The organism is Paenibacillus sp. LPE1-1-1.1 (assembly GCF_040676435.1).
Classification (GTDB): Bacteria; Bacillota; Bacilli; order Paenibacillales; family Paenibacillaceae; genus Pristimantibacillus.
The window spans coordinates 1,237,395-1,263,484 of record NZ_JBEGHY010000001.1; the positions used below are offsets into that span (position 1 = coordinate 1,237,395).

The 26,090-nt window shown below is 48.6% G+C and carries 17 protein-coding genes and 3 pseudogenes; 5 read left to right on the top strand and 15 right to left on the bottom strand.

The genetic code is table 11. The annotated features are described in order from the left end of the window. Positions 1-123: 123 nt before the first annotated feature. Complete coding sequence (locus MRBLPE1_RS05510) at positions 124-843, bottom strand: hypothetical protein (protein WP_364142549.1); 720 nt, start codon at positions 841-843, stop codon at positions 124-126. A gap of 14 nt (positions 844-857) precedes the next feature. Next, entirely contained in the window at positions 858-3,527 is a 2,670-nt protein-coding gene (locus MRBLPE1_RS05515; protein WP_364142551.1) for an Ig-like domain-containing protein, read from the bottom strand. Positions 3,528-3,776: 249 nt separating this feature from the next. Here MRBLPE1_RS05515 and MRBLPE1_RS05520 point away from each other — a divergent pair, with 249 nt between their 5' ends. After that, positions 3,777-4,367, top strand: coding sequence for a response regulator transcription factor (locus MRBLPE1_RS05520; RefSeq protein WP_364142553.1), 591 nt, complete (start codon positions 3,777-3,779; stop codon positions 4,365-4,367). Here MRBLPE1_RS05520 and MRBLPE1_RS05525 read toward each other — a convergent pair. Continuing rightward, complete coding sequence (locus tag MRBLPE1_RS05525; protein WP_364142556.1) at positions 4,364-5,833, bottom strand: sensor histidine kinase; 1,470 nt, start codon at positions 5,831-5,833, stop codon at positions 4,364-4,366. The two genes, MRBLPE1_RS05520 and MRBLPE1_RS05525, sit on opposite strands and share 4 nt — an antisense overlap. 175 nt (positions 5,834-6,008) lie before the next feature. Here MRBLPE1_RS05525 and MRBLPE1_RS33130 point away from each other — a divergent pair. After that, a pseudogene (locus MRBLPE1_RS33130) lies at positions 6,009-6,209 on the top strand (hypothetical protein); the annotation flags it as partial. A gap of 27 nt (positions 6,210-6,236) precedes the next feature. Here the strand turns inward: MRBLPE1_RS33130 and MRBLPE1_RS33135 are convergent. The 4 genes and pseudogenes from MRBLPE1_RS33135 to MRBLPE1_RS05545 form a co-directional block, all read right to left on the bottom strand. Continuing rightward, a pseudogene (locus tag MRBLPE1_RS33135) lies at positions 6,237-6,338 on the bottom strand (RNA polymerase subunit sigma-70); the annotation flags it as partial. Positions 6,339-6,477: 139 nt separating this feature from the next. Then, the gene (locus MRBLPE1_RS05535; protein WP_364142561.1) at positions 6,478-7,425 is read right to left on the bottom strand and encodes a glycoside hydrolase family 43 protein; all 948 of its coding nucleotides are present in this window, start codon (positions 7,423-7,425) and stop codon (positions 6,478-6,480) included. A gap of 52 nt (positions 7,426-7,477) precedes the next feature. Beyond that, a complete protein-coding gene (locus MRBLPE1_RS05540; RefSeq protein ID WP_364142564.1) occupies positions 7,478-9,292 on the bottom strand; it encodes a family 43 glycosylhydrolase in 1,815 nt (604 codons plus the stop codon). A gap of 634 nt (positions 9,293-9,926) precedes the next feature. After that, a complete protein-coding gene (locus MRBLPE1_RS05545) occupies positions 9,927-12,629 on the bottom strand; it encodes a glycosyl hydrolase family 95 catalytic domain-containing protein (protein ID WP_364142566.1) in 2,703 nt (900 codons plus the stop codon). A 135-nt stretch (positions 12,630-12,764) separates the two neighbouring features. Between MRBLPE1_RS05545 and MRBLPE1_RS05550 the strand changes: the two genes are divergently transcribed. Beyond that, positions 12,765-13,652 (top strand): helix-turn-helix transcriptional regulator, encoded by an 888-nt coding sequence (locus tag MRBLPE1_RS05550; protein ID WP_364142568.1) that lies wholly within the window; start codon positions 12,765-12,767, stop codon positions 13,650-13,652. A gap of 185 nt (positions 13,653-13,837) precedes the next feature. Here MRBLPE1_RS05550 and MRBLPE1_RS05555 read toward each other — a convergent pair whose 3' ends face one another. From MRBLPE1_RS05555 to MRBLPE1_RS05585, 7 genes and pseudogenes are all read right to left on the bottom strand, one after another. After that, positions 13,838-14,590 carry a response regulator transcription factor gene (locus MRBLPE1_RS05555; protein WP_364142571.1) on the bottom strand — a complete coding sequence of 251 codons (753 nt, stop codon included), beginning with the start codon at positions 14,588-14,590 and terminating at the stop codon, positions 13,838-13,840. Then, on the bottom strand, positions 14,565-16,328 hold the full coding sequence (locus MRBLPE1_RS05560; RefSeq protein WP_364142574.1) for a sensor histidine kinase: 1,764 nt from the start codon (positions 16,326-16,328) through the stop codon (positions 14,565-14,567). Before MRBLPE1_RS05560 ends, MRBLPE1_RS05555 begins: the two co-directional genes overlap by 26 nt. Positions 16,329-16,423: 95 nt before the next feature. Continuing rightward, positions 16,424-17,995: an extracellular solute-binding protein gene (locus MRBLPE1_RS05565; RefSeq protein WP_364142577.1), complete on the bottom strand. Its 1,572-nt coding sequence runs from the start codon at positions 17,993-17,995 to the stop codon at positions 16,424-16,426. Positions 17,996-18,071: 76 nt separating this feature from the next. Then, positions 18,072-18,953, bottom strand: a complete 882-nt coding sequence (locus tag MRBLPE1_RS05570; RefSeq protein ID WP_364142580.1) for a carbohydrate ABC transporter permease — start codon at positions 18,951-18,953, stop codon at positions 18,072-18,074. A gap of 32 nt (positions 18,954-18,985) precedes the next feature. Further along, a complete protein-coding gene (locus tag MRBLPE1_RS05575) occupies positions 18,986-19,888 on the bottom strand; it encodes an ABC transporter permease (RefSeq protein ID WP_364142583.1) in 903 nt (300 codons plus the stop codon). A 330-nt stretch (positions 19,889-20,218) separates the two neighbouring features. Continuing rightward, a pseudogene (locus MRBLPE1_RS05580) lies at positions 20,219-20,386 on the bottom strand (hypothetical protein); the annotation flags it as partial. 459 nt (positions 20,387-20,845) lie between these two features. Then, complete coding sequence (locus MRBLPE1_RS05585; protein ID WP_364142586.1) at positions 20,846-21,628, bottom strand: alpha/beta hydrolase; 783 nt, start codon at positions 21,626-21,628, stop codon at positions 20,846-20,848. A gap of 468 nt (positions 21,629-22,096) precedes the next feature. On the opposite strand from MRBLPE1_RS05585, the gene MRBLPE1_RS05590 reads away from it, so the two are divergent. Continuing rightward, positions 22,097-23,320, top strand: coding sequence for an SGNH/GDSL hydrolase family protein (locus MRBLPE1_RS05590; protein WP_364142588.1), 1,224 nt, complete (start codon positions 22,097-22,099; stop codon positions 23,318-23,320). A gap of 397 nt (positions 23,321-23,717) precedes the next feature. Beyond that, positions 23,718-24,884, top strand: coding sequence for a glycoside hydrolase family 27 protein (locus tag MRBLPE1_RS05595; protein WP_364142591.1), 1,167 nt, complete (start codon positions 23,718-23,720; stop codon positions 24,882-24,884). Positions 24,885-25,041: 157 nt separating this feature from the next. On the opposite strand, the gene MRBLPE1_RS05600 is transcribed toward MRBLPE1_RS05595, so the two are convergent. After that, positions 25,042-25,866, bottom strand: coding sequence for an AraC family transcriptional regulator (locus tag MRBLPE1_RS05600; protein ID WP_364142594.1), 825 nt, complete (start codon positions 25,864-25,866; stop codon positions 25,042-25,044). Positions 25,867-26,090: the final 224 nt, after the last annotated feature.

Below are 26,090 nucleotides of genomic sequence, written 5' to 3' on the forward strand. Positions count from 1 at the left end.
ATGATTAGTCGGGTTAAATGCGTGCGCCGCATAAATCTGGGCTCAAGATATTTCCCCAAAGCACCCGAAAAAAAAAAGGCAGCCGCATTCGCTCGTCGGCGAAGAGACTGCCTTGTTTTGCTTTTATCCGGCTATTTTCACGAACTGATCCGCGAATTCCGCCATGCGCTGCGCCTTCGGCACGGCGGCATCGGCCTTCTGGTAAACCGTCCTAATCTTGTCGAGCGACAAAATGAGCCACTTCAAATCCCGTTTGTTCGCTTCGATGATGAGCTTCTCCATATCGGACTGCGGCTGCACCTTCATCAAATCGTCCAGCAGCTTCTTCGCTTCCGTATTCGTGCTTGTGTAAATGTCCCGCCCCTGCTTCGCGCAATGCGTAATATTGGTCAAATTCTCGCGGGCAACCGTCCGGTAATCCTCGATAATCCGGTCATGGGCCTCCACAAATTCCGGATCGCGCGACAGAAACAGATGGTCGAGCGGATTGAGTCCCGGCAGCGGATCCTCCGGCAGCTCTTCGATCTTGCGCAGCACCTGCTCCGTCATAGACACGTAGCTGTCCAGATTCATCTTCATGCCGGCGATTGCTTCCGTCGCCTGGCTCGTATTTTTTACGGCGACGAGCACGATGGTCAAATATTCGAAATGCACCTTATGAAAGTTCAATGCATAAGCGGCAATCGGCAGATCGATCAGCTTCACGATTTTTTTATAAATGAATTTGTATGCACTGACGACCGTCTTCTGATTGACGACAGCCGCCTTATCCTTGTTGGCAAGCGCCTTGTCATGCTCGAGCCGATCCTTGTTCCGGTCGCTGAGCGTAAAGGTGAAATCCATCTCCCTGCCTCCTCCTATACGGTTACAGCCGCTGGTTCTTCCTCTTCGTCCTCAACCGGCTGAGGATTAAGCAGCGCATACAGCTGGGCTGCCGCCTGATCCTTCGATTCGAGAATTTGCAGCGCCAGCTCCCTCATCCGGACCTCCGTCTGCAGCAGGTCGTTTTTCAGCTCCTTCTCCCTGACCGATTGCAATTGCAGGTTGCTCGAGTATTCGTCAAGCGCCTCGCCCTGCCCGAGCACCGCATCGACAACGATGCCATCCGTCCTCAGGACATGGTTGTTCGCGGCCATAATGATGCCTGGAACCTTGATTATCGATCCGGTTGATTCATCGGCGTATTCGGAATAGTAGTCCTTCTTGATGCGCAAGTAATTTGACGCCGGAATGACGCTTCCGTTCGCATCCTTCAGCACCGCTTCTTCAACGAAGGAGTGGTGAATATCCTGATAATCGAAAATGTTCATGAGCTGGTACATGATCGTATTGCGTATTTCATCACGCTTCTCCGGCACGATAATTTCCGAAAGCAGCTTACCCAGCTCAGGCAGCGTAACCTCTTGATAATAGCTGTTGCCCTCCCCTTCGATTTTCTCGTCGCGGTAGAAGCCGATCCGTACGTCGACCAGATGGAGCAGCGTAATAAATTCCTGGTTCATTTGGCGGAAAACAAAATTCAGCGTTCTGCTCATATTAATATTTTCGATCTCGCGGACAATCGAGGTCTCGTCGGTCGTCGTCATCTTCACCTCATAGGTCGTGTCGATCTGCATGTCGCGGCGGGCGGACGCTTTGGACACATGCTTCTGTGTCGAATTGACGATGTTCTTCGTCAGCTGCTCCCTCGCCGCATTCGTCGCGCCGCTCGTCGAAGCGCTTGCCGACGCGTTCAGCCAGCCGCCCCAGCTTACTCCTACGCTTGCTTCCAGCTTGTAATCGTTGCTGGATTCGTAGCCGGTTTTGTTTGAGGTCTCATCCCCGATCGACAGCTCGAATTCGCTTGCGATATCGTCGGTCACGGAATCGAGAATAGTCGATGCGCTCTTCATCGTCTCTTCCTTCTGGGTATAGGTACGAATGCTGATCTTGCTTTTCTCACCCGGAAGCAGGGAGAAGGTTTTCAGCGTGCGCCCCGCACCGTAATTGGCCAGGAAGGAGGATAAGCGGTACGATTCGATTAGGATGATACGGTTTTTCCGCGAGCTGACTTCCGGCAAAATCGTCACGTTCACCTGGGTAGCCGCCTGCATCGTATTGCCGGACATATCGGTAGCGCGCGCTTTGATGACGCATAATCCAGGCAGGTCAACCTTCACCGTCGCTTTCCATTGCGACCAGTCGCCTGGCGCCTTCTCAACCGCACGCACATAAACCGGACTGTTGCCCAGCGAAACCTCCACGACCTTCACGCCGCCGCTGTCAGCCGCGGTGCCGAACACTTCAATGACGGCTCCTTTCGTATAGGTGCCGGCGATCGCCGCGTTCAGCGCCGGCGACGTAATGCTGATCGTAGGCGCGGTCGTATCCACGCTCACGTTCAGGCTCGTTTCTCCTTTCAAGCCTGCCGCATCGTAGCAGCGCGCTATAATCGAATGGTTGCCTGCCGGGATCGACAGCCCTTTGCTCCAAGTGGCATAGTTGTTCGGCGTATCGACCGCGATCGGATTTTGCCCGTCAAGAAGCAGCTCAACCTTTGTAACTCCCCGGTTATCCCCCGCCGTTCCTTGAACGGTAATATTTGCGGCAGGGCTGTTGTTGGTCGAAAGAACCGCGCCAGCTGCAGGCGATGTGATCGCAATCGTCGGCGGCGTCACGTCCGGGGCCTGCTCCAGCGTCACGTTGATTTTTCTCGTGGTGATGTAAGAGAGTTGCTCGTTTGAGTGGTACGCGTCCGCCTGTAAAGTAACCTGGCCTTGATCCGTTATCACGACGCCCGAAAGCACCCAATTATCTCCGGAAAGCTGGGCTTGCTTCCATGCGCCCGAGCCTGCCTTGACCATCACCCTTGAAACCGTCCCCAGCACGGCCGTTGCCGTTCCTTTAATATCGATCACTGCTCCTGTATGCGGACCCGTGATATTCGTGCCTGCTGCAGGAGCGGTGAAGGAAGCCGACACGGATTCTTCAATCGGATCCTCCTCTGGCGGCCAGTCATCGTCATCACGCATCTGGTCGTCAATAGGAGGCGTTTGGTACGGATCTCCGCCGTCCATCGTCGCCAGCGGGGCGAGAGCGGCCCTGAGCGCTTGCGCTTTCGGCTCGGAAAACTCAGACGCAGCAGGAACGGAAAGCGCATAATCGGCCACGAACCGGTGCGACCATGCGCCCGTCATCGTACGGAACAGGCTGAGCTTCTTCCCTTCCCTCGCCTGAAGCTCCACTTCCTCCTCTGTCAGCTCGATGAGTCGCGTCGTCATCCGGTCGCCGGAGCGCTTCACCTTACGCAGTTCCTCTACCGGCAGCTGCGGGGAACTTGCCGTCCCGAAGCTCAGCGACGCCGCCCCGAAAGCGGCCTTCGCCTGAATGCCCGCTTGCGGCGGCAGGAAGCAGTTATCCGCAATGTCGAGCTCGATATACGTTCGGCCGCTGTAGGTTGTCGGCTCCGGCACATTATAATTAAGTACGGGCGCTGTATTCTCCGATGCCATTTTTACCGCTGAATCGTTCGTTTTTTTCTGAACCATATTCACCGTCTCCTTTGTTTTCAACTCGATTCGTTGACGGCGCCTTCCGCATTCCGCTATCCGGCCCGCCGTTCACAATTCGGAGTATACATTGGCGCCGGCTTGGCTGAGGAGGATGAATTTTTATCACCCCTGCCGTTAGGCCGGGTGATAAAAATTCACCCTACCGGACAGGATCCGTGCTTGCTATACTATCTTTAACTAATAAGAATACTGGCTTAACGGTATATGCGGATGGGGGGAAGACAGATGGGCAGCATACGCGTCATGCTGGTGGAGGACGATCCGTTCTGGCAGCAGAACTTAAGCGCGGATTTGGCGGAGGAGCCGGATATTGAGGTTGTTGCCGTAGCCGGCACAAAGGAGGAAGCGTTACTTGCGGCTTCGCGCCATCCGATAGACATTATCCTGATGGACATTAATCTAACCGGCAACAATCTCGACGGGCTGGAAGCCATGAAGGAAATTTTGTCGGAGCTTGACAAGGAAGAAGATATTAAAGTCATTATGCTTACTTCCCTCACCGAAAGGGAGGTCATTATGAAGTCGTTCAGGCTAGGCGCGCTCAATTACATTACGAAGCAAAGCTACAAAGACATCGTCCGCGCGATCAGGGAGGCTTACGAAGACCGCTCGACGATTCACGCGGACGCGGCCCGCATCATGCGCAGTGAAATACAGCTCATGGAGCTCTCACCCATGGAACGGGAAGTATTCGATCTGCGCAAGGAGGGGTTGAGCAAGCAGCAAATTTCGGAAAAGCTGCATAAGTCTACGAATACGATCAAATCGCAGCTGAAAAGCATAAAAAACAAACTGATGCATTTCAAGGGCGATTAAGTCGGCTGTTCTTGGACGGCAGCTGCCGGAGAAGCCATGACAGAAGCGGCGGTGCCTGTCTGTATGTAGCGCCAAATCGGGAAATGAAGCATGACTGACGTCCCTTTCCCCGTCTCGGTATCCGCGATGGCCAGGCTGCCTCCGTGCTTCCTCATGACCAATACGCAATAAGGCAAGCCGAGGCCGTGATTGCTCGAGTTTTTCTTGGTCGTATAGAACGGTTCGAAAATTTTGCTGAGCTGCTCCTTCGGAATGCCGCAGCCGCTGTCTTTTACCTCTATGGTGAAATGCCGCTTGGATCTCATGGCCCGGAGCGTAATCGTGCCGCCCGTCTCTTCCATGGCGTCTACAGCATTATGGACCAGATTGGACAGCGTCTCCTTCAGATGCAGCAAATCACAGGTCAGCTCGCCGCCTTCATCCTGGATCTGCACGACCTCGACCGAGCGTCTCTCCAGCAGCGGCTGCATCGGATGCAGGACGGCGTCGAATAGCTCCTTCACCCAGATGCATCCTTCGTTAATCACGATATCGTCTGCTTTCTCTTTGATTCTCCCCACCATATCGAGCAGATGCGCCGTCACCGAATGAATTTGGTCGATCGACTGCAATGACTTTTCGGACTGGCCGGAATGAATGAAGCCCTGCGTCTTCTCCGTCAAATAATTGATTTTCTGGATTTCGTTCTTGATGGAATGGTTCAAAATGGATACGCCCATCGTCAACGCCCGCATCGAATAATCCAGCCGTTCGCGCTCGATTCTGAGCTTAATACCGAGGAAGCCGTACTTAACCGTGTAATAAATAATGACCGCAACGAGGCCCAAAATAATAACCGCGTTAAGTTTCCATGTTCCGTTGCTCACCAGATCGAACTTCCACTCCCTCATCGACAGCCAGACAAAGCCAAGATAATCGGAAACGAATGCCCACAGCGTGCCGAAGGAGAACAGAATGGCCACCCGTTTCTTGTTCCTTCTCTCGTAATATTCCTTCTCGCGCGCGAATGCGATATGGTAGAAGGCATATCCCAACAGGAAATAAAAGCCGCTCCACCAGCGGAAGGTGCTGACATCGAAGGTGCTCCACGGCTCGCGTAGAAGATGAACCGTAAACAGCATGGACGCGGGAATCGCAAGCAGAAGCGATAGCAGCAGCCGTTTTTTGTCCGATGGGACAGCCCCGATCCACAGCCCGCCCATGCATGCCGCAAATGGAAAAAAGTAAAAGTAAACGTTCATGGCCGCCGCGCTGAGTTGGAAGATCGCGGTGCTCACGAAAGGCGACAGCCACCCGTAAGGCTGGAGGAAGGGAATGATGACCAGATGGACGGAGAAGGCAAAGCTCGACATCCCTCCAATGATCAGCGTCATGCCGATCCAGAAGTTGCTCTTAAAGCTGTAAACCAGAAATACGATACCCATGGACCAAAGCGAGAGGAACATGAGAATATACAATAAGCCCACGAACAACCCCTACCTTTATCAGTACGATACTGGTACTGCAGAATACCTCCATTTTATCACAAATTGTAAAACTGGCATATTTTGAGATTTCACAAGCGTTGCATTAATGTTATCTGAATATTCATAATAATCAACTCTCTTTGCGTCTGAGCATAAAAAAATCCTTTACAATGGAATGGAAGGTAGTACCTGTCCAAAATCCAGTGAAAAGGATCAGCTCAAGGACAAGAATGCCCAATTTTCTTCATTTGGTAAATGGCTTTCCCCAATTTGTACGAAGACGTTCACAGATCGAATTGCTCAGACCGGCCAAGATAAATACATTAAGAAGCTCACCACGCCAGCTTATCTTAAATTGTTTCTTCATGCCCAATTGCAAAGACGTGATGGGCTTCGAGATATTCCGCGACACATAGCTCCGCGAAATACCAAGCTCCTTCGCAATCTCCCGCTGAGCTTTAAAAGACGTATCAAAATCCATTCGACCGAAAAGGAATGACTTTTCCAAAAAATAAAGAAGAACCCCTACCATGAGAGGCTCTTCTTCTCGAACAACTGCAAGAAGATCAAAAAATTTCCGAATAAATGGTCATGGACACCTTAGCGCTTGTCTAACTCACTTAGTTGTAGGATAAGTCGAATACCTAATACTCAGATGGCATTTTTTTATAAGCTTTCAAACTTTCATATTCTTCCATGGTAATCGTCAAGATGGTTCCATGCTTATAACCATATGGGAAAGTAAAGGATTTATCCGAACGAATAAATCTTCCTGATGACAATTTCTCTGCTATAAACGGAACATACCCTTGTTCTTCTGCAGAACATCCATAAAAATCCAAGAATAAGCACCATCTGCCATCTTCTAATTTAACTGCTGTTGGAGCTTCATATTGTCCTGATTGCAGTGACTCCATGCTATTATCAAATTCTTTAATCTTCTCAAATGGTCCAGTTATATTCTCTGATTCCATTAGAATAATTCTAGCAGGATTCTTTTCACTCTTTAAGAATAAATAATACTTTCCATCTTCCTCATACATTGCAGAATCAATGACTCCACTGTCTTCTTTCTGATATAAAAGCTTAGCTTCTGTAAAATTCACAAAATCTTTTGTTCGGGAATAGTAGATTCCCTTTTCTCCATAGTTATTGCTGCTATGGGGTGATGACCAGTGAATGACATAATCATCATTTTTCATATCATAAATAATATCCGGTGCCCACAAACAGCCGAAGTCTTCATCTCCCAATTTGATCATCCTCTGTTCTGACCAGTGAATCAAATCATCAGACTCCCAAAGGACCAGACATTTGCTTCCGTTTCTGGATATTTCGTCCCAAGAATGTTGATACTGATTCAACATACCATACGACAAACTTAAGTCTGTTGCTAAAATAATAAATTTACCTTCTTTGGTTCTAGTAATCGTAAAATCTCTGACGCCCTTATCGCCATAATAACTCCATAAAACAGGCTTTCCATCATTAACTTCTTCCCAATTAAAGCCATCCTTACTAACGCCGAAGTAAACCTGTTCTCCGTCCGGTGTTCTCTTCTCCTTAAAATGTACAAATAAATAAGCTTGCATTATTTCTAATCCCTCCCTTTATAATATGATTTATTTATTACGCGGGCATCCTCTACAGCTGCACCTGCTGCATCAGCCCATCTGCGCCAAAGGTGAGAGGGTCTATGCAAACTTCGCGATGATAGCCTTTTCCTTGTGTAAACCGGGTCAGCGGCGTGACAAACCGGTGATAAGCAATCCAATACTTATCGGTGCTGGGCTCCTGAAGAATCGAATGATGAGCGGTACCGAGCATATCCTTTTCCTTATTTTTGACAAGAACCGGGTAACGGTAAGTTACCGGCCCGTAAAGATGCTCCGCCGTACCATAGTTCACGTGGTAATCCTCGCTGCCGGTGTCGTCGCAGGACCACGTGAAGTGATACTGCCCGCCGCGCTTTAGAACGGTGACCGCCTCCCGGAAGTCATGCAGGCCGACAAGATTCTTCATCGTATCCTCGATTACGCTCACCATATCTTCGCCGAGCTGTACGATTGCAGCGTGTCCATTCCCAAACAACAGGTAAGCCGTTCCGTCTTCCTCGAAAAAGACGGATGGGTCAATGGCCTGGCCCATGGAAATTCCAAGACGCTTTAACTGGTCCATTGTAACAAGCGGCTGCGGCTCCGCGCGGAACGGGCCCACCGGAGTTTCAGCAACCGCAACGCCTATGGCGCTCTCACCGCTTTTCATTTTGCCACAGAAATAATAGAAATATTTTCCGTCTTTGCTGGCAATAGCCGGAGCCCATGCGCTGCCGACAGCCCAAGGTACATCTTCCGTCGCAAGATCCAAAATCACGCCTTCGTCTTCCCAAATACGCATGTCAGCCGAAGAAAACACATGAAATTGCGTGCCCGACCAGCCCGTGAAGCCATCGGTTGTGGGATAAAGATAATAGCGATCTCCGAATTTCGCTAGGTCCGGATCAGCAAATTGCCCTGGCAGCACCTGATGGCCATCGCCATACACCGCCAGAAGGCGGCTGCTTTCAGCAGCGGTAATAGGCAGGACTCCGCCGTGGCGTTTCTTGGTTTTCCCTAAATCGAACGACCCTTCCGGCAGAACCCGGAATTCACCGCTTTCAAGGTCGGAGGTCAGCAGGGGGAGATAGCCCTTTCCTTCCGCAAAGCGGTCCACAATAAGGCACCACTCCTCGCGGTCGCCCAGTTTGAAAATTTGCGGGCCTTCCACACCGTACAATTCCTCTAAAACCGGAACATGCAAATTGGTAAATGAGTCTTTTTCCAGCGATGAGCCTTTTTCGACCCTGATATTCTTAGTCGTTTCATCCTTAGAAAAACGGTAGTAGGTACCGTTGTGGGCAATTATCGTAGTATCAATGATATGGTTTTCCCGTTCAATATACTTTTCAGGCGCTGTAAAGGTGCGAAAATCCTTGGTACGGGCGCTATAAATTTTTTGTTTCCGCTCTTTTTCCTGCGGCTCCTGCGTAGCGGAAGCCCAAAACACCAAAAATTCTTCCGCTGCTTCGTCATAAATAGCCTCTGGCGCCCAGACGCAGCCGGCTCCCGGTACACCAAGCGTCACAGCCCATGGTGAAGACCAATTCAACAGGTCGGTGGATTCCCATATGATCATATCGCGGCTTCCTTCATTCGATGCTGCGGACCAGCCTTTTCCGTTTGCAATGCGAAGATCCGTGGCAATCAGATAAAACTTGTCCTCCTTAGGCGAGCGCACTAAAAACGGATCCCTCACTCCCATTTCTCCCAGTTCGGAACGCAGAACCGGTAAGCCCGCGTTCAGGTCTTTCCAATGCAGGCCATCCTCACTGTAGGAGAAATAGACCTGCTCGCCGTCGGGCTGTTCCCCGATAAAATGCACCAAAAGATAACCCGAATAACTGCTATTATGTACTGACAAAAGAAAGCCCCCTTAATAAATAAATAAATAAATAATTAAATATCGCATCACGTTTACACTTGTGGTTAATCCTCCCATATTTTCCCGGGTCAGTGCCCTTGCATTCCTTCGCTCTACCTCGATGACGAGTTTGGGGACGACTTTCTCAATATTGATGTCGTTCTTGGTGGGAGGTTTTTACTTTTATGAAATATTGTATTAATATAATTGTTAATCCGACGATAAAAACATTAATTCATGTTTCATGATAAGACATATTTGACTGGAGTGCAATCCTTAATAAGAAGCCAGTAGTCGGCAAACGTTGCCGCTACAGGGCAGCATTAGTTTTCCGGTCGTTCATTTAATTATTGCTTCTGCTTATAAAACTCATGATACAAGTTCATCAGCCTCAGTACCAAGAATCTCCTCCCTGCTGTACTCGTCAGCAATGGAACAGAGTAGTGCTGTTATACACGGTTAACGGGCACTAGGGATATTATCGTAAGCTTTATATCTTTCGGTAAGTCTCTCCTCCTGCGTCCTCCCACTCTCCCTCGCTACTAAAAGAAGATACGCAGAAATTCTTTACCAATAATGCAAGTAACCCGACTGCTTAAATGCAGCCGGGTTGCATGTTTATTCAGGTAATGCTCTAAACAAATTCAGCTGTTACATCTTTTCCCTCACTTAGCGTTAACACAATAAACTTGCCCATTCCACCTTCATGCACCTGAGCTTCCTTACCGTTAACGATGGCTCTCGTCCAAGGAACGCCCGCACTTAAATGGATTGTATTATCGTCAACTCTTGAAAACAATGTAGCTTTGGTGGTTCCGGTCAACAAATTCCATGATAAGTGTTTAACCTCTACTTGCGTTCTTGCCATAAGTCCATCTATAGATCCCGATTGCCAGTCGGAAGGCAATGCCGGAAGCAGCTCGATTTCGCCCGTATTCGAAAATAGCAACGTCTCATTAATTGAAGCTACGACGCCAAATGACGTATCCGTACAATAGCAATGATTTCTGCGATTCGTATCGTGGTCTGTCATTAGAGACGGGTAATAGCCAGCATCCGTCATCATGGGCAACAGCGAAGAAAGTACGCCTTCGCCTTGTTTGAGCCGCGCGCTAACCAGCGCCTTATGCATCCAGCCGTGCCCCGCCGTCGCGTCCTTCGTATTGTACTTGTCCCTATTATCAAGCGCGATCTTCGCTGCTTTAGCGAGCGCTTGATTGTTCTGCGTTTCATAAGCAGGCCAAGCTACGTACAGATGGCTCAAATGGCGGTGGTTATTATTTTCCGTATATTCATTCATCGCCCATTCGCGCAAAGCGCCATCCGCGTCATATTTATAATCAGGCAGCAGGTCTAAGAGAGTTTCCCATTTCGCAATAGCGGCTTCATATCCTTCGCGCTTAACGGCCTTCTCCATCGTTATGACCATTAGCAGACCATCCCTAGCAGCCGAAATGTCCATTGTCGCATTAGCCGTAATCGTGCTGTTATAGCCAATAGGATTGTTCTCCGGCGAATAGGTAGGGATAATCATATACTTCTCTCCTGGATTTAACGATGCTTTTCCGCTTAGATGACATGCATTGCCGTTCATGTCCGTGTAGTATTCCGGTGTACATATCTGTTCCCAGAAATTAGCTTGTTTCGTCAGCAGCGGAAGCAAAACATCCTTCTCCAGATCCAGATATCCCTTCCTCAGCAGATCCGTGAATTCTTCATCGGAAAGTCCCCCGTCATTGACGCTGAGAAGCGACTGCAGTTCATGAATTCTCATCGTATCAACAATCGGGATTTGCCTATTACCGTAGCACTGCCAGTATTCATAGATCGGTAGCAGACACCAGCTTGCTCCGGCATTCCAATATTCAAACGGATAATCATTGTCGTATTCCACATGCATGCCTCGGTCGCCGTCAGAGTTGACGGATACCTGAAGCGCATCATGCATCCCGTAAGCCTTGCGAGCATTGTATGCAAAGTCTGGCGCATTCCGTAGGAAAAATGCGATATATCCAAGCTGGGCTTGCGTCAGATGCCCCGTATTCATGGCCGCAACCTGCAAATTCACATTTGCGTCAAGGGTGTAGATGCCGCGCCAACCCGGATTCCATTCACCGGTCCACATGCCGTACAAGCGAGGCGCGCTTGAGCCGCTGCAGCATATCATCGCATACCGGCCTTGGTTGTAGATTTGCTCCATGAAGGCATGATTGATTTTCGATACGGATGATTGTTGGGTATGAATCAGCGCTAGATTATCCGCATGCTTATCCATGTCATCGCCAGCTAAAGAGAAACGGACAGCATTAAATTCAGCAGCATGCTGCTCGGCATGGGTAGCAAGGGCAGCGTAATAATCAAAACGGCCTTGAGGATCACTATACTTCTGCGCGACAGCGTTTGTATGCCGGAATAACTGCTCTACGAGAGCGTATTGTGCCATATCGGCAAAATCTTCAATCCTGCCCATCTCATAAGTTCGATTGGATTGCGTAATGAGATATACGGCATCGGCATCTATTATTTGAATCGCCGGATTCTGATCGCTGCCAACGTTCATCGTTTCATGCGTTTCTTCGAGCAGAATTCTTTTCTTCGTACCGTTTACAACGAGTACTTTCGTTAGTCCCGCATAGCCTCCATTATCGAGCTCGCTGCCCGCGTAGGATGGATAATGCGCGACCTGTGCAATATATTCGGCCTGCGGATCTACCAGCTTCTTATATTGAAGAGCTGTTACCTCAGAGGTGCCGTTGCGGGCACGGCTCATATTCGAAATATCATCGATGGAGATCATCATATTAATTTTGGTACCGGTGGCAGATTGCTCGATCTTCGTAATCGAAACATTGTCTGCTCTGGAAGTGAATGAAGTTCTCATCCATCTGCCGAACTCATCGGAGTAACGCACGCCCGTCTCCGCCGTCTCATAATTCGTCCATCGCTCATAGCCGGTTACGCTTCCTCTATCTCCTGTGTTTAATCGAAGCTGATGCCCGGGATGGTAGCTGTAGTAGAACGTTCTGATTCGGGTCGAACCGTTCTCGTCCTTAATCTTCCATTGGTCATTTTGGTTAAAAACATTCCATCTAGCATCGTCAAGCTGTTCCGTTAATTCATCAGGAATGAATCTCGGATCTCTAGACGGATAGTTGAACCACATATACTGAAAGATAAAGCTATCCGTATATGGCGAGCCTGACGTAATATAACCGTTCTCGCCATTGCCGCTAACCATACCGTCACGCCAAGCGTATCCGGGGTTGGATGCCGGTACATCGGTATATGTGTAAGCGTAATTTCCTTTTTCAAACATGCGCGCAGTTGACGTTGTCATAGTCTTATTTTCCCCGCTTCCCTATGCTCTTTGCTTTTCGTTATAATTATATCGATACAAGGATGTAGACGTTATCGATTAAGACGACCAAAGGTACCTTTGAGGTGTCGCATTTTGGCAGAGGAGAACATGGATATGAACCTGCCCCCTATTAACATCGGCAATATGGATATTAAGCTCGCGCTTGGCGGCTTTGTACTGAATGTCTTGTATGTGAAGTTCGGCTATTTTCACAGCTCGATGCGCGAACACAGCCATAGCCACGGCAGCTATGAGCTTCATTACATCCCTAGCGGTCAAGGTATACTGGTGGCAAAGGGAGAGCGTTATCCTCTCACGCCTGGAACGTTGTTCATGACCGGACCAGATGTCGCACATGAGCAGATTCCGGATCACAGCGATCCTATGGCTGAATACTGCATCTTCTTCGAGGTGCTCCCTGGTGATTCCCAGCTTACCGTAAGTAAATACAGCACCCATAAGGATAACCTCCTGTCGGAATTGCTGGTGAACACGCCGTTCTGGATCGGACCGGACAACGAAAATATGATGGTTTTGTTCGAAATGCTTGCAGACGAGCTGTCATCGAAACGCCTCGGGTTTCACCATATGGCAACGAATATACTAGAGATGATCGTTACCCGAATGGTTAGGCATTATACGGAGCACAGCTCCTCTCTGCTGGACGTTCCGGTAAAAACGTTGGATGATAGCAGGCTGCTTACAATCGAGAATAGCTTCTTATACGAGTACCCTTCCATTACGCTAGGGCAGCTTGCGGACAAGCTGGGTCTGAGCACCCGGCAGACGGAGAGGACCGTGCAGAAGCAATACGGCGTTACCTTCAAGGATAAAAAACAGCAATCCCGAATGAGCGCCGCAGCCCAACTTCTTACTACAACCGACTTGTCCATTAGCGCCATTGCTACAAGGACCGGATTTGCAACACTGGAACAATTCAGTCATTCGTTCAAACAATATTATGGCATGACCGCTACCCAATACAGGTCTCTAAAAAAATGACGATGATTTAACGCAAGCCGCATTCGGCATTATGCCTTGCCAAGGATGCCCAGTCTGACCGGCCAAACCAGCCCCGAGGTCAACTCACCCCGATAACGAGTCGGAATCGTCACATAATGATTGGCGAGCCCCCGGTTGTTCCTCGCCTCTACGGATATGACGCTGCGGCAATTCAGGAGCCTTCATCAATGACAACCGGATTTCCTATACTCTCCGGGAGTGACGCCTACCGTTTTCCGAAAAACTTTATAGAACGTGCGGCTGTTATCGTAACCGACGCATTTGGCGATTTTGTCCAGCGGGATATCTTTGGTGCCCTCGAGCAGTTGCTTCGCTTTTTCAATACGTACCTGATTCAAGTATTTGACAAAGGTATCGCCCGTTTCTCTTTTGAACATTTGTCCGACATAGCTGGGATGAAGGTTTAGGTTTACCGCTATATCAGGCAAGGAAATATCCTTCATGTAATTCATTTCAATAAAAGCCTTCATGAGCGAAATATTCTCGTTCTGTGGGGACGCGGTTAGGTCGTTCGACGATAATGGCTCTGGTAGGTGCTGTTTTTCCTCCAGCAGCACCAAGGCGATTCGCTTCAGCAGCTCGGCGAGCTCCTGCTGATTGACGGGCTTGAGCATATAATCCACGACCTGCAGTTGAACCGCTTTGCGGGCATACTCAAATACATCATGTCCGGTTAGAATGATGAACCGTTTCACCTTCTTCTGCTGCGCCTGCTTGATGAACGCGAGTCCATCAATCCCCGGCATATGGATATCCGTAATGATAAGGTCGGGCTGAAAATAGTCGATTTTCTCCAATGCGTCGATCCCGTCGTTAGCCAATATGATTTTGCCGAACGGCGTATTTTCTTCCTCGATCATATCGCGAATGCCCTCTAGTATAATGGGCTCGTCATCCACGATCATCAGCCTCAGCATGCTTGATCTCCCCCGTTTGCAGAATAAGAGTAAACGTCGTTCCCTGTCCATCCCCGCTTGTAACAAGCATCTTCGATTCCTTGCCGAAATACGCCTTCACGCGCTCGGTTACATTGCCGAGGCCAATGCCCGTTCCTGTCGATAAAGCGAGATCGGCTATACCGCCGTGAAGTCTTAGCCGCAGATTCGATAACTTCGGTTCTGGAATACCCGCTCCGTTATCCGTAACATGGATTTCAATAGCATCTTGAGTTCTCTTGAAATGAATGGCTATCTTCTTCGTCCCACGAATGTTCGACAGTCCGTGTATCATGCTATTCTCTACGAGCGGTTGCAAAATAAATCTCGGACAACGAACCTTGAGCAACTCTTCATCCGTTTCAAGCTCGAACAGAAGATCCCTCATCCGAATCTGATGAATGGCAATATAGGCCTTGACATGCTCTAGCTCCTCTTGAAGCGTCGTATCATCCGATTGCGATAAGCTGTAGCGGAGGAGATTGCCTAAGGAATAAGCCATCTCAGCTACCGTATAATCCTTGTTCGACCTAGCAAGCATTCGCATCGTCTCCAGCGTGTTGTACAAAAAATGAGGCTGAATTTGCGCTTGCAGCATTTTGAAATCCGCGTCCTTCTTCAGCAGCTCCACCTTCTGCACGCGATTGACAAGTTCATCGATGCGCCCGATCATTCCGTTGTAATTGGATATGAGGAAGCCGATCTCATCCTTGCCCAGCTTTCCCGTATAGGGGGTTCCAATATCGTCCAAGCCGACTTTGCGCATATGGCGGGACAGAAGCAAAATCCGCTTTGTAAGCGATGACAATAAAACGTAATAAAAGACCGACAGCAAACCAAGAAGCACGATTCCAGCACCTGCGAGCCAAAGCTTCGTCCACAAAAATTGGAACAAGGCGTCTTGTTTATTGATTTCAACAACGGTTAAGCCGAGGCGCGGCACTTGTACGGAATTGACCATCAGCCTCTCTCCGTCAACAAGGAATGTACTGTCCTCTCTGGTCAAAACGGATGATTTGATCCCCGAAAGCAGCCCGGTATGGATGAGCGTTTCCCTCCTCGAGCTGAAAACAGTGCCCTCCGAATCCATCAGCAAGATCGTATTTTGCGGATGAATGGCACTAAGCGCTTTCATAAACTCCTCTATGAGTGCTGATTTTACCGTAATTTCAACAATGCCAAGCTCGCTGGTATACGTTTCACTGTAAAGCTTGTGGTAGTACACCATGGAAGGCTCCGACCCGGCGACGATTAATTTCTTCCACAACCCTTTTGCCGGAAGCAGTTTTCTCTTCTCCTCGTTGCTAAGCTTGCTCCCTATCTCCGTATAGTCCGCGAATTCAGGGAATGACAACAGCCTGTTCTGCGTTTTCGGGTACACGACAAGATGCTCGACCATCGGCTCCCCAAGAGATGCAAATGCAAAGGCGGGACTGATCTCCTTTAAATATGAGTAAATAAGATCCCTGTCATATACGTAATCCCCCCGCAAAAATTCAAGCAAGGCGGTATTATTTTGGTAGATGGAATACAAAGATTCGATCTTAGACAGACTGGCTTCCAAATTAGCCCCCTGCTGTTCGATATTTTGCTGATTGGTCAGTTGATACTGTGTAATCAATCGTCCATAGAGCTGATTATATACAAACGCCGAAAAAACAAGGAACGGAAGAACGATAAGAAAAATATAGCCAACGACCATTTTTGAGCTAATGCGCATAGTATCAAATCTCCTCGATAAACTGAAAGCAAGCGAGCTCATACGGAAGGCCGCCCTTGCGGGCTAACCTTCCATATGAGCTTATAAGCAGCCTCTTATTTCGTCAAGCTATCATACTTTTCCTTTAAAGGCCCGTATTGTTCGGTTGCCCAAGCCTCCAGCTTCGACATACCGATCTTCTCCGCTTTTTTCAATATCTCTTCGTATGCTTGTTCCGCTTCGGCTTCCGTTGGCGCCAAATACACCTTCGTAACCTCCGTCTTCACCATGTTGTCTATGTTGGTACGAATGATCTGTTCGGGGGAATCCGTATCCGGATTAATCATGCCGATTGCCGGGTTGAAGGTTGTGATCTTCGAGTACGCTTCGCCTTGACGAGTCGTTTCCGATCCGCTCTTGTACGTTCCCAGCGCCATGCCAACTCCCGTCTCAGTCGGTACCCCCCACCAATATACGCCTTTTTCCTTAAGCGTCTCCAGATCCTGAACATTGTAGTTGAACTCCGGATAACCTGCCTCGTTCCATGTCCAGTCCTTTCCTTCGATTCCCCATTCGGCTGTACGCCAGCCCTCTTCCGAATACAAGTATTCCAGGAATTTCACGGTCGCTTCCACATTTTTGTTGTCCTTCGTCACATACATGCCAAGTCCGCCGGTTCCGGTACTAACGACAGAAGCTTCAGCACCTAGAGGCTCAGCAAGTTGGATAAATTCAAAGCCCGAGTCTTTACTGGATGCATTCAGACGATCCGCGCCGGAATAGGTCCACGTGTAAGCAAAGCCTTTGCCGGAAACCATCATTTGCTCCGTCTCCGATTCATTCTTGTAGGCAAAGTTTTCCGAGGTAACATAACCATTGCGGTACAAGCTGTTCATATACAGCATCGATTTTCGAGTGGCATCTTGTCTGAGGTAGTACTCAATCTTACCGTCTTTATCTGCAAATCCGCCTACTGCACCATATTGCGTATCAAAGTAAGGACGTTGCCAGTTCGGATTAAGAATAAGCGGCATCGTGTCCGGATATTTCTCCTTAACGGCAGCAAATACCTTATCCAAATCTTCAAGCGTCTTAATAGCCGGATTGCCGATTCCCTCCAAAATATCTTTGCGAAGCGTAAGCCCCGGTACCATCATATGGGCATATGGACTAGCTTTCCACTCCGCTTCGGTTGAGAAATCGTTCCGAATGGCGTAATAGTTGCCGTCATTAACCGTATTGACGAGCTCCTTGACCGGATCGAACTTCACGCTAGGGGCATATTTCGGAAAAATTTCATTATAAGGCAGGCTGATGTTGCCATCCGACATAAGCTTGAAGTTAAAGGAAACGATGATATCGGGCAAATCTCCCGATGCAACCATCAAGGCAAGCTGCTTGTCATCCGTAGCTACCGTAATTTTCGGTTTAACGCCGGTCGCTTTCGTGATCGCTTCCGGTATTTCACCCTTCCAGTCCTGGAACGGATACCATGTTGCATCGACGAACATCGTCAACTCGACCGGTGCCTCTGCCCCGTTATTGCCGGCAGCTTCTCCTTCCGCTTTTCCATTATTCGTGCTCGCCTTTCCGTTATTGCCGCTGTTGTTGCTGCAAGCCGATAGTGCTCCTCCTACCAATAATAATGCTGCGAAGATGACAATAATCAGTTTATAGCTCTTTTTCATTCCCATACCCCCGTCTATAATAGTCTTATTTTAAGGCCGCCAGTCCGATTATTAAAGAGACGGCCGAAAAACCGCATCAACCTTTGACTGAACCTAACATCATACCGGATACAAAATACTTCTGCAAAAACGGATAGACACCGAGAATAGGAACGATCGATACGACCATTGCTGTCGCTTGGACCGAGAAAGGCGTAACGCTGGAACGCGACATCGCTGCCGCTTGCGCATCTCCCGATGGTACCATGGACTGGTTAATAACCTGCATCATCCGGTAGGTCAGCGTACGAAGACCTTCATCCTGTACGAAGTATGCCGAATCCAGCCAGGCATTCCATTGACCGGAGCCGATGAACAAGCTCATCGTAGCAAGAAGCGGCATCGAGACCGGAAGAATGATTTTGGCAAAAATACGTACCTCCGAGGCCCCGTCGATTCTTGCCGACTCCCCTAGCTCTTCAGGAATATCGGTAAAGAAAGAAATCGCGATCAATAGAAAAAATAAATTCAGCATACCCGGAATAACATAAACGCCGAATGTATTGATGAGCCCAAGGCTCTTCAGCACGATGTAGAAAGCGATAATACCGCCGGAGAAATTCATCGCTACTACGACAATCGTAAAGTAGCTCTTACGGAAGATGAGATCCCTCTTCGCAAGACCATAAGCGACAAGCCCGGTAAACAAGACGCCTAGAACGGTGCCCACAATGGTCCTTAACAGCGAAATGCCGAATGCGTTGATCCACTTCGGATCCTCGAGAAAATAGAGATAGTTGCCAAACGTGAATTGCCTTGGCCACAGGTACATGCCTCCGGCCGCGGTGTCGGTGCCTGCATTAAAGGTAATCAACAAAATATAGTAGAACGGATATAGGGTTCCGAAGACAACAACGACGAGGATAATCGTAATGATCGTGTCCAGTATCCGATCCTCTAACGTTATTCTTCTGCGCATGATGATTCACCACTCTCTTGTTTCTTATTGAATCAGAATAATCCGTTGCCCGACACGCGTTTGGCTATAGCGTTGCTGCTGAATATCAGGATCACGGATATAACCGATTGCATAAGATCGATTGCCGTAGCAAACGAGAATCTTCCTTGGGCCAGACCGATCGTGAAGGCATAGGTCTGAATGATCTGGGATGTCTCGCTGTTAATCGTATTGCCAAGCAGCATCGATTGCTCGAAGTTCGATCCGACTAACCCTCCACCTAACATGCTGCCGATCGTTAGTATTAAGACAACGATGCTTGCACCCTTTAATCCTGGCAGCGTAATGTAAATAATTCGCTTTAAACGGCCCGCGCCATCCATCTCGGCCGCTTCGTATAGCGATGGATCAATGCCGGCAAGCGCTGCAAGGAAAATAATCGTCCACCAGCCTGCTTCCTTCCATATGGCTGTCGAAACAGCTAGTCCCAAGAACGCATCCGGATCGGTTAAGATGGAAAGCGGCTCCTTGATCAAGTGAAGCGAGAGCAGAAAATCGTTGACGATGCCAAAGCTTGACGAGAAGAACGCATAGGATATGCCGGTAACAACAACCCATGAGATGAAATGCGGCAAATAGCTGACTGTTTGTACGAACCGTTTCACGAAGACATGTCTGACTTCGCTTAAGATAATGGCAAACAGGATTGGAATCGGATACGAAAAAATAATTTTCAATAGGCTGAGCACTAACGTATTGCGCACCAGCATCGGAAAGTTATAGTCATTGATGAGCTCTTTAAAATGTGACAAGCCTGCCCAGGAGCTGCTGAAGATGCCATCGATGCCGGTTGATATTTTATAATTTTTGAAGGCGATGATGATTCCGAACATCGGAATATAACTGAACACGAGCAGGAACAACAATCCAATCCATACGAATACCTGGAAGGGCAACTGTCTTTTGAACTGCTTTAAAAATACGGTTTTCTGAATGGGGTTCGCCTCTCCTTTCGGTCTATTTCGTGCTAGCTAGCTGCGCTGCGACCTCTTGTTTCTCATTATAAAAGCGCATACATTCCATGAAAACGGTTCATTTCGCATAAAAAGATGTCCTTTTTCAAGGTAGCGCATACGGCAAAAGAAAAAATAACCAATCATTGAGATGTTCAATGATTGGTTATTTTTTCGAGCTACTAACAAGTATAAGATTAACCGATGTATTCAAACTGTTGCCTAGTTCATCACTGCTGGCGTATAAAAAAATTAGCAAGTAAAGTAAGAACATTAGGACCGTAGATTTTTCGTCCCCAAAGTAAAGAAAATTACTATAACATTAAAGACGGCTTCTTTACGCGAAACAAAAAACCTTGATACTCCAAGATTTGCTCCCCCCGTCTTGTCCAACAAGTGCCGGATTTCGTCTCCAGTAAATTCGATCCATACATATACCCACGGGTCCTGCGGGTCGAGGTAATAGTAGACTTCCGTATGCGGATAGAGGAAAAAGCTTTAAACGCTTTTAATGGAAAAACGCTTTGTCGTGTTTCCAGAACGCCTTTTCCGATAGTTCTTTAATCGACTCATCTTACCAAGATACCCATTTGATCGCCCTTCTGCCCATGTCGAACACCATTTCAGGCTATCTCTGACTGCTTCCTTTGCAGTCAATTCGACGCTTCCAGCACGTTAGCATTACCCGCATTGCCAGGTCCATTCGTAGTCGTGCCTCCGCCTGAATTCCCAATGTATCCCGCCATAGACACCAATATGAGACTACAAAGCGACAGCTTTGTCTCGTGCTTCCACATCATATTTAAATTGTTATTGAAAATGATATCTCTACTCTACCTATCAAACTATAGAGGAATTAAAACCCATTTGTATTAACTAAAAACAACATTCAATTGAACATTAGGCTAAAGCCCATTCCAAAGCGCCGCCGATCTTATCATTCCAGAACTCCCAGGTATGGGCTCCAGCCGTTTCCTTGTATATGTGTTCAATCTTCTCGCTAATCAGGAACTGATGGAACCTCTGATTGACATCGAGCAGAAAGTCTTCGGTCCCGCAAGCCATGTAAATTCGCGGAATACTTAAATCATCTTTCTTCAAACGGCGAACCAGCTCCTCAGGATCTTTATCGCTTCCCATCACCTGTTCGAGGTCTCCGAAAACGCTCTTATAATAGCTGTACCCTGCGATTCCATTATGATGACCGGGCTGCATCCGCGCGATATTGTAAGAGATCAGCGCCGAAGACAACGCAATGATCTGGCCGAACGTCTCCGCGTATTTCAGGCCGTTCCGAAGAGCCCCGTAGCCCCCCATCGATAAACCGCCGATGAAGGTATCTTCTCGTTCCAGCGATACCGGGAATGTCCGCCGTGTAAACTCCACCAGCTCCCGGCCAATAAATTGGCCGAACAGCGTTTCACCTTCTTCGTCGTCCAGATAAAACCGGTTTTCCCCAGCTGGCATAAATACCGCAATGCGGTACCGGTCCGACAGCTCTCGTATACGCGAGAAGCTGATCCAGTCCGTGTGGCTGCCGCAATAGCCATGAAGCAGGTACAAGGACTTCAGCGGTTTGCCGCCCTCGCCTTCCGTTTCCGGTCTATCGAGCGGTAGCAGCGCGTTGAACGTGACTTCCCTCTTCATGCATGACGAAAAAAAACTTATTTGCATCATGGCCATATATGCATCGCTCCATCATTTATTTATGTATTGTTATCCAAAACCGAGAGATTGCCATTGCTGATTCAGATCGCCGTGATAATGATTTTGCTGCAGCTCCGCCCCCGTCTGACGTGGAAGCTCCCGCAACCTCGACCACTTTGTTGCTGTTGACATTAAGGATACGGATACAATAATTACCTTTGATTCGATAGGCATGGCACCTCTTGTATCGCAGTCCGATGCCCTCCCGTTCTGTTATATCGGTCTTTGCAGGCTTGCCTCCTCTTCATGGTTCCAAGTATACTGCGCAAGAAGAATCCCGGCGTTTTCTCCTTCAAAGTATAGCTGTCGGTTATTGCCAGGGGCAACCTGCCGATCACTCAAAGTTTGCGGTTTCGCGTGTCAACAACCATTCTTTAACAGGTTTTACGCCAGAACACTTCGTAATATGATAAGTTGATTAACTATTATGGAAGGAGCTTTTTAATGACAGACCGATTGCCCCCGCAGGGAAGAGAGATCCCCATGGCTGTGCATTCTTGGGCCTATCGCGAGATGATCGCCAAATCGTTACTTGGAACAAGCAACAACAAACGATTAAAAGCCGTTATCGATAAGGCGAAGAGAGGCGAAAAAGTGACGCTCGCCTTTATCGGCGGGTCCATTACTCACGGCGCGGGAGCCGATCCGCTCCATACGGCCTGTTACGCCTACCTGACGTATGCCAGCTTTAAGAAGACCTTTGGCCAAACCGGAGGCGAGGCCATCCGTTTGATCAAAGCAGGCGTAGGCGGCACGCCTTCCGAATTGGGCATGATTCGTTACGATCGGGATGTCCTGCGAGACGGAGCCGTGCAGCCGGACATCGTCGTCGTGGAGTTTGCCGTTAACGACGCCGACGACGAGACGGAGGGCGTCTGCTACGAAAGCCTCGTCCTGAAAGCGTTGTCCGCCGAAAACTCTCCAGCCGTTATCTTGCTATTCAGCGTGTTCGAAAGCGATTGGAATTTGCAGGAGCGGCTGTCCCCTATCGGTCGGCAATACGGGCTTCCCATGGTGAGTATCAAGGATGCGGTGACGGAGCAATTCCGCAAAACCCAAGCCGAGGGGCGCGTTATTTCCAAGCAGGATTTCTTCAGCGATATTTATCATCCTACGAACGCGGGACACGCGATTATGGCTGACTGCCTGAGCTGGCTGTTCACGGAGACCGATCGTTCCGTAATGGTTTCCGAGGATACGGTCATTGATTTACCTCCCGTAATCGGTAACGATTTCTCAGGCGTTCGCTTGCTGGACCGCCGCAATGGACCAGACATGGTCAAGATTGATGAAGGCGGCTTTCGCGCAACCGATTCCGATCTGCAATTCGCGGAGATGGACGACCATTCTTTCGGCACGCCGCAGTTCCCTAATAACTGGATGCATACAGCCGAATCCGACAGCGAGAGCTTCAGCATGACTCTTCGCTGCAAGAGTCTTCTTCTCGTTTACAAAAATACCGGTAGGGACGACTTCGGAGATGCCGACATATGGTTCGACGGTCAGCATGTGAAGATGGCCATGTCTCATACTGTGAAGTGGACGCGCTGCCACGCCGTCATCTTACACCGTTCGGAGCAATCCGAGGAGCATAGGGTCGAGATTCGAATGGCCGCCGGACACGAAAGCAAGCGGTTTACGATTCTGGGCTTCGGCTTCGTGGATTAGAAGAAAGATAGCTTAAAAATAGGGAGTTGCTCGCCTCGAGCTACCCCCTTTTCGTTTCCTAACCACCATCTTTTATAAAAAAATGGTAATTGGCGATGTTTCCCGATGGCCGTTTACGCTCAACAGAACCAGCGGCTGAATGTAAGCTGCAGCTTTATTCGCGTACTTGATCGTGGACTTCATCTTTTGCCTCCTGCATGTTCCTGTCAATAAAAAAAGTGTGCCGTGAAGACAGAAGGTTGGGATTATTATGAAATTCTCAAGCAACATCATTCCATATACAAGCAACGTCAATCTATAGGCTGGAAAGAGTAGACATGATTTAATACGAAAAGAACACAACATGAACCTAATCCCTTGGTACAGTGACAGGGGTATGAAAGGATGGAAAACGAGAGTGAATCCTAACAAACCGCTTGGTCTAACACCCTCCATGGGGTGGAATTCATGGAACACCTTCACCTGGGATATTAACGAGCAGCTGGTTCGGGATGTCGCGGATCTTTTTATCTCGGAAGGCTACAAAGATGCAGGCTACGAATATATCGTGATCGACGACTGCTGGAGCTTGAAAGAGAGAGACGAGAACGGAAATTTGAAAGCCGATCCTATCAAATTCCCCAGCGGCATGCGGGCGCTTGCCGACTATGTTCACGCGAAGGGCTTGAAGTTCGGCATGTATTCGTGCGTAGGCACCCATACTTGCGCCGGTTATCCGGGCAGCTTCGAGCACGAATTCCAGGACGCCCTGTTATTCGCCGAATGGGGAGTAGATTTTTTAAAATACGACTTTTGCTTTAAGCCCCGCCATATCTCAGGCGAGCTGATGTATAAACGCATGAGCCTCGCGCTCAAAAACTGCGGCAGGGACATCCTGTTCTCCGCATGTAATTGGGGGGAAGACAATGTATATCAATGGATACGCGAATCAGGCGCCCATATGTACCGGTCCACTGGAGATATCCAGGATCACTGGGACTCCATTAAAAACTTGACATTATCCCAGCTAGATAAGGAATGCTACACCGGCTCCTTCTGCCATAACGATATGGATATGCTCGTAGTCGGCATGTACGGCGGAAGCAACAATGATTTTATTGGCAGCAAGATTGGCGGTTGTAGCGACAACGAATATAAAACCCATTTCTCGTTATGGAGCATCATGGGGTCTCCGCTTATGATCGGCTGCGATATCCGGAACGCGAATCAGGCGACAAAGGACATTTTGCTGAACCATGATCTCATTGCAATCAATCAGGACATTGAAGGCCGCGGTGCATACCGCATCAAACCGGAACCGCAATGGTTCCATTCGGACGATGTTTTTATGCTGGTAAAAGTACTGACGAATGGGGATCTGGCTATAGGCTTCTTCAACCTAAGCGACAGTCAGAGAGAGCTTTCGCTGCAGTTCTGGGACATTGGGCTTCCTTATGCTTCGGGAATATCGTTGTCCCTGTATGACTGCTGGGAGCACAAGGAGCTCGGCGTGTATAAGGAACGATTCTCTCCCGTCGTGCCCGCTCATGACTGTCTGGTGGTACGGGCTAAGTTGGTCAACTAAATGGGGAGCAGAACGTGCAGAGAATGCCGTGTTCCGCTCCTGACGGATGACGTGGCTATCTATCTGAAGCTTGTCTCCCGATCGACGCAAGACTTTTTATGCATCAATTGCCTTGGCGAAAAACTGGGCTGTGGACGCGAACCCATCGATAAATTGATTAGGTATTATAGAGCTTCCGGAAAGTGTATGCTGTTTCGTTAGCCGGATAAGCGCCATGCAGCGTCAAATATTCCGTTGGAGTAAGTGACGTTGCTTTTTTGAATACCTTGGAGAAATACAATTGGTCCCCATAACCAACTGAGAAAGCAATCGATTTGATAGACAAGTCGGACGTTTTCATTAACTCGCAGGCGCGCCGGACACGGAATGCGGTCAAATAGCTAGAGATAGGCATCCCCGTTGCATTCTTGAACAAGCGGAATAAGTAGCTGCGCTCCAGCCTCACGGCGTTAACAATATCCGAGACGGTCAATGTTGTTTTCCAATAGTTCGTTTCGATATATGCTTTCGCCAGCTCTACGTAATCCGTTGTTCGGATCGAATACTCCGCAGGAAAATATTCCATATAGTAAGATAGCAGCAGACGCAGCCTAGCTTCGGCACGTATTTTTTCAAAGGGTGCACCCCCTGCGATCTCTTCGATTGGAAAATGCGGCATCAGATTGACTGGGGACACAGGAACAACCGGCTTATCGGGAACGAAGCCCGTCTTGTCCAACAAGTGCCGGGCTTCGTCCCCAGTAAATTCGATCCATACATATACCCACGGGTCCTGTGGGTCGGGGTAATAGTAGACTTCCGTATGCGGATAGAGGATAAAGCTTTCACCCGCTTTTAATGGGAAAACGCCATGCCGTGTTTCCAGAACGCCTTTTCCGCCAGCTATGTAATGCAGTGCGTAAATATCCCGTACGCCCGGTCCCCATTTGTGCAAATTGAGCGGCTTATAGCCGCTGCAGGTACAGATTAATGGATGGCTCATGTACGCAAAACCTTTCATTTTGTCCGTTGGAGCAAAAATTGTTTAATTTCCTCCGAAAGCTTTTTTCATTACGATACACATCCCATAACGAAATATTTCCAAAACCATATAGTTGATCCAGTATAACGCCGTCTTCCTTCACTGACAACCAGTCAAACTATAGTTTCACTCACGAGACTTCAAGTAGAGGAGCCGGTTGGGAATTTCGAAATAGAAACAGCGGT

Excerpts from the sequence above, each read along its gene's own strand:
- MRBLPE1_RS05510 (WP_364142549.1), bottom strand. The coding sequence starts at position 843 with ATGGATTTCACCTTTACGCTCAGCGACCGGAACAAGGATCGGCTCGAG.
- MRBLPE1_RS05515 (WP_364142551.1), bottom strand. The coding sequence starts at position 3,527 with ATGGTTCAGAAAAAAACGAACGATTCAGCGGTAAAAATGGCATCGGAG.
- MRBLPE1_RS05520 (WP_364142553.1), top strand. The coding sequence starts at position 3,777 with ATGGGCAGCATACGCGTCATGCTGGTGGAGGACGATCCGTTCTGGCAG.
- MRBLPE1_RS05535 (WP_364142561.1), bottom strand. The coding sequence starts at position 7,425 with ATGCAAGCTTATTTATTTGTACATTTTAAGGAGAAGAGAACACCGGAC.
- MRBLPE1_RS05545 (WP_364142566.1), bottom strand. The coding sequence starts at position 12,629 with ATGACAACGTCAACTGCGCGCATGTTTGAAAAAGGAAATTACGCTTAC.
- MRBLPE1_RS05550 (WP_364142568.1), top strand. The coding sequence starts at position 12,765 with ATGAACCTGCCCCCTATTAACATCGGCAATATGGATATTAAGCTCGCG.
- MRBLPE1_RS05555 (WP_364142571.1), bottom strand. The coding sequence starts at position 14,590 with ATGCTGAGGCTGATGATCGTGGATGACGAGCCCATTATACTAGAGGGC.
- MRBLPE1_RS05560 (WP_364142574.1), bottom strand. The coding sequence starts at position 16,328 with ATGCGCATTAGCTCAAAAATGGTCGTTGGCTATATTTTTCTTATCGTT.
- MRBLPE1_RS05565 (WP_364142577.1), bottom strand. The coding sequence starts at position 17,995 with ATGAAAAAGAGCTATAAACTGATTATTGTCATCTTCGCAGCATTATTA.
- MRBLPE1_RS05570 (WP_364142580.1), bottom strand. The coding sequence starts at position 18,953 with ATGCGCAGAAGAATAACGTTAGAGGATCGGATACTGGACACGATCATT.
- MRBLPE1_RS05585 (WP_364142586.1), bottom strand. The coding sequence starts at position 21,628 with ATGGCCATGATGCAAATAAGTTTTTTTTCGTCATGCATGAAGAGGGAA.
- MRBLPE1_RS05590 (WP_364142588.1), top strand. The coding sequence starts at position 22,097 with ATGACAGACCGATTGCCCCCGCAGGGAAGAGAGATCCCCATGGCTGTG.
- MRBLPE1_RS05600 (WP_364142594.1), bottom strand. The coding sequence starts at position 25,866 with ATGAGCCATCCATTAATCTGTACCTGCAGCGGCTATAAGCCGCTCAAT.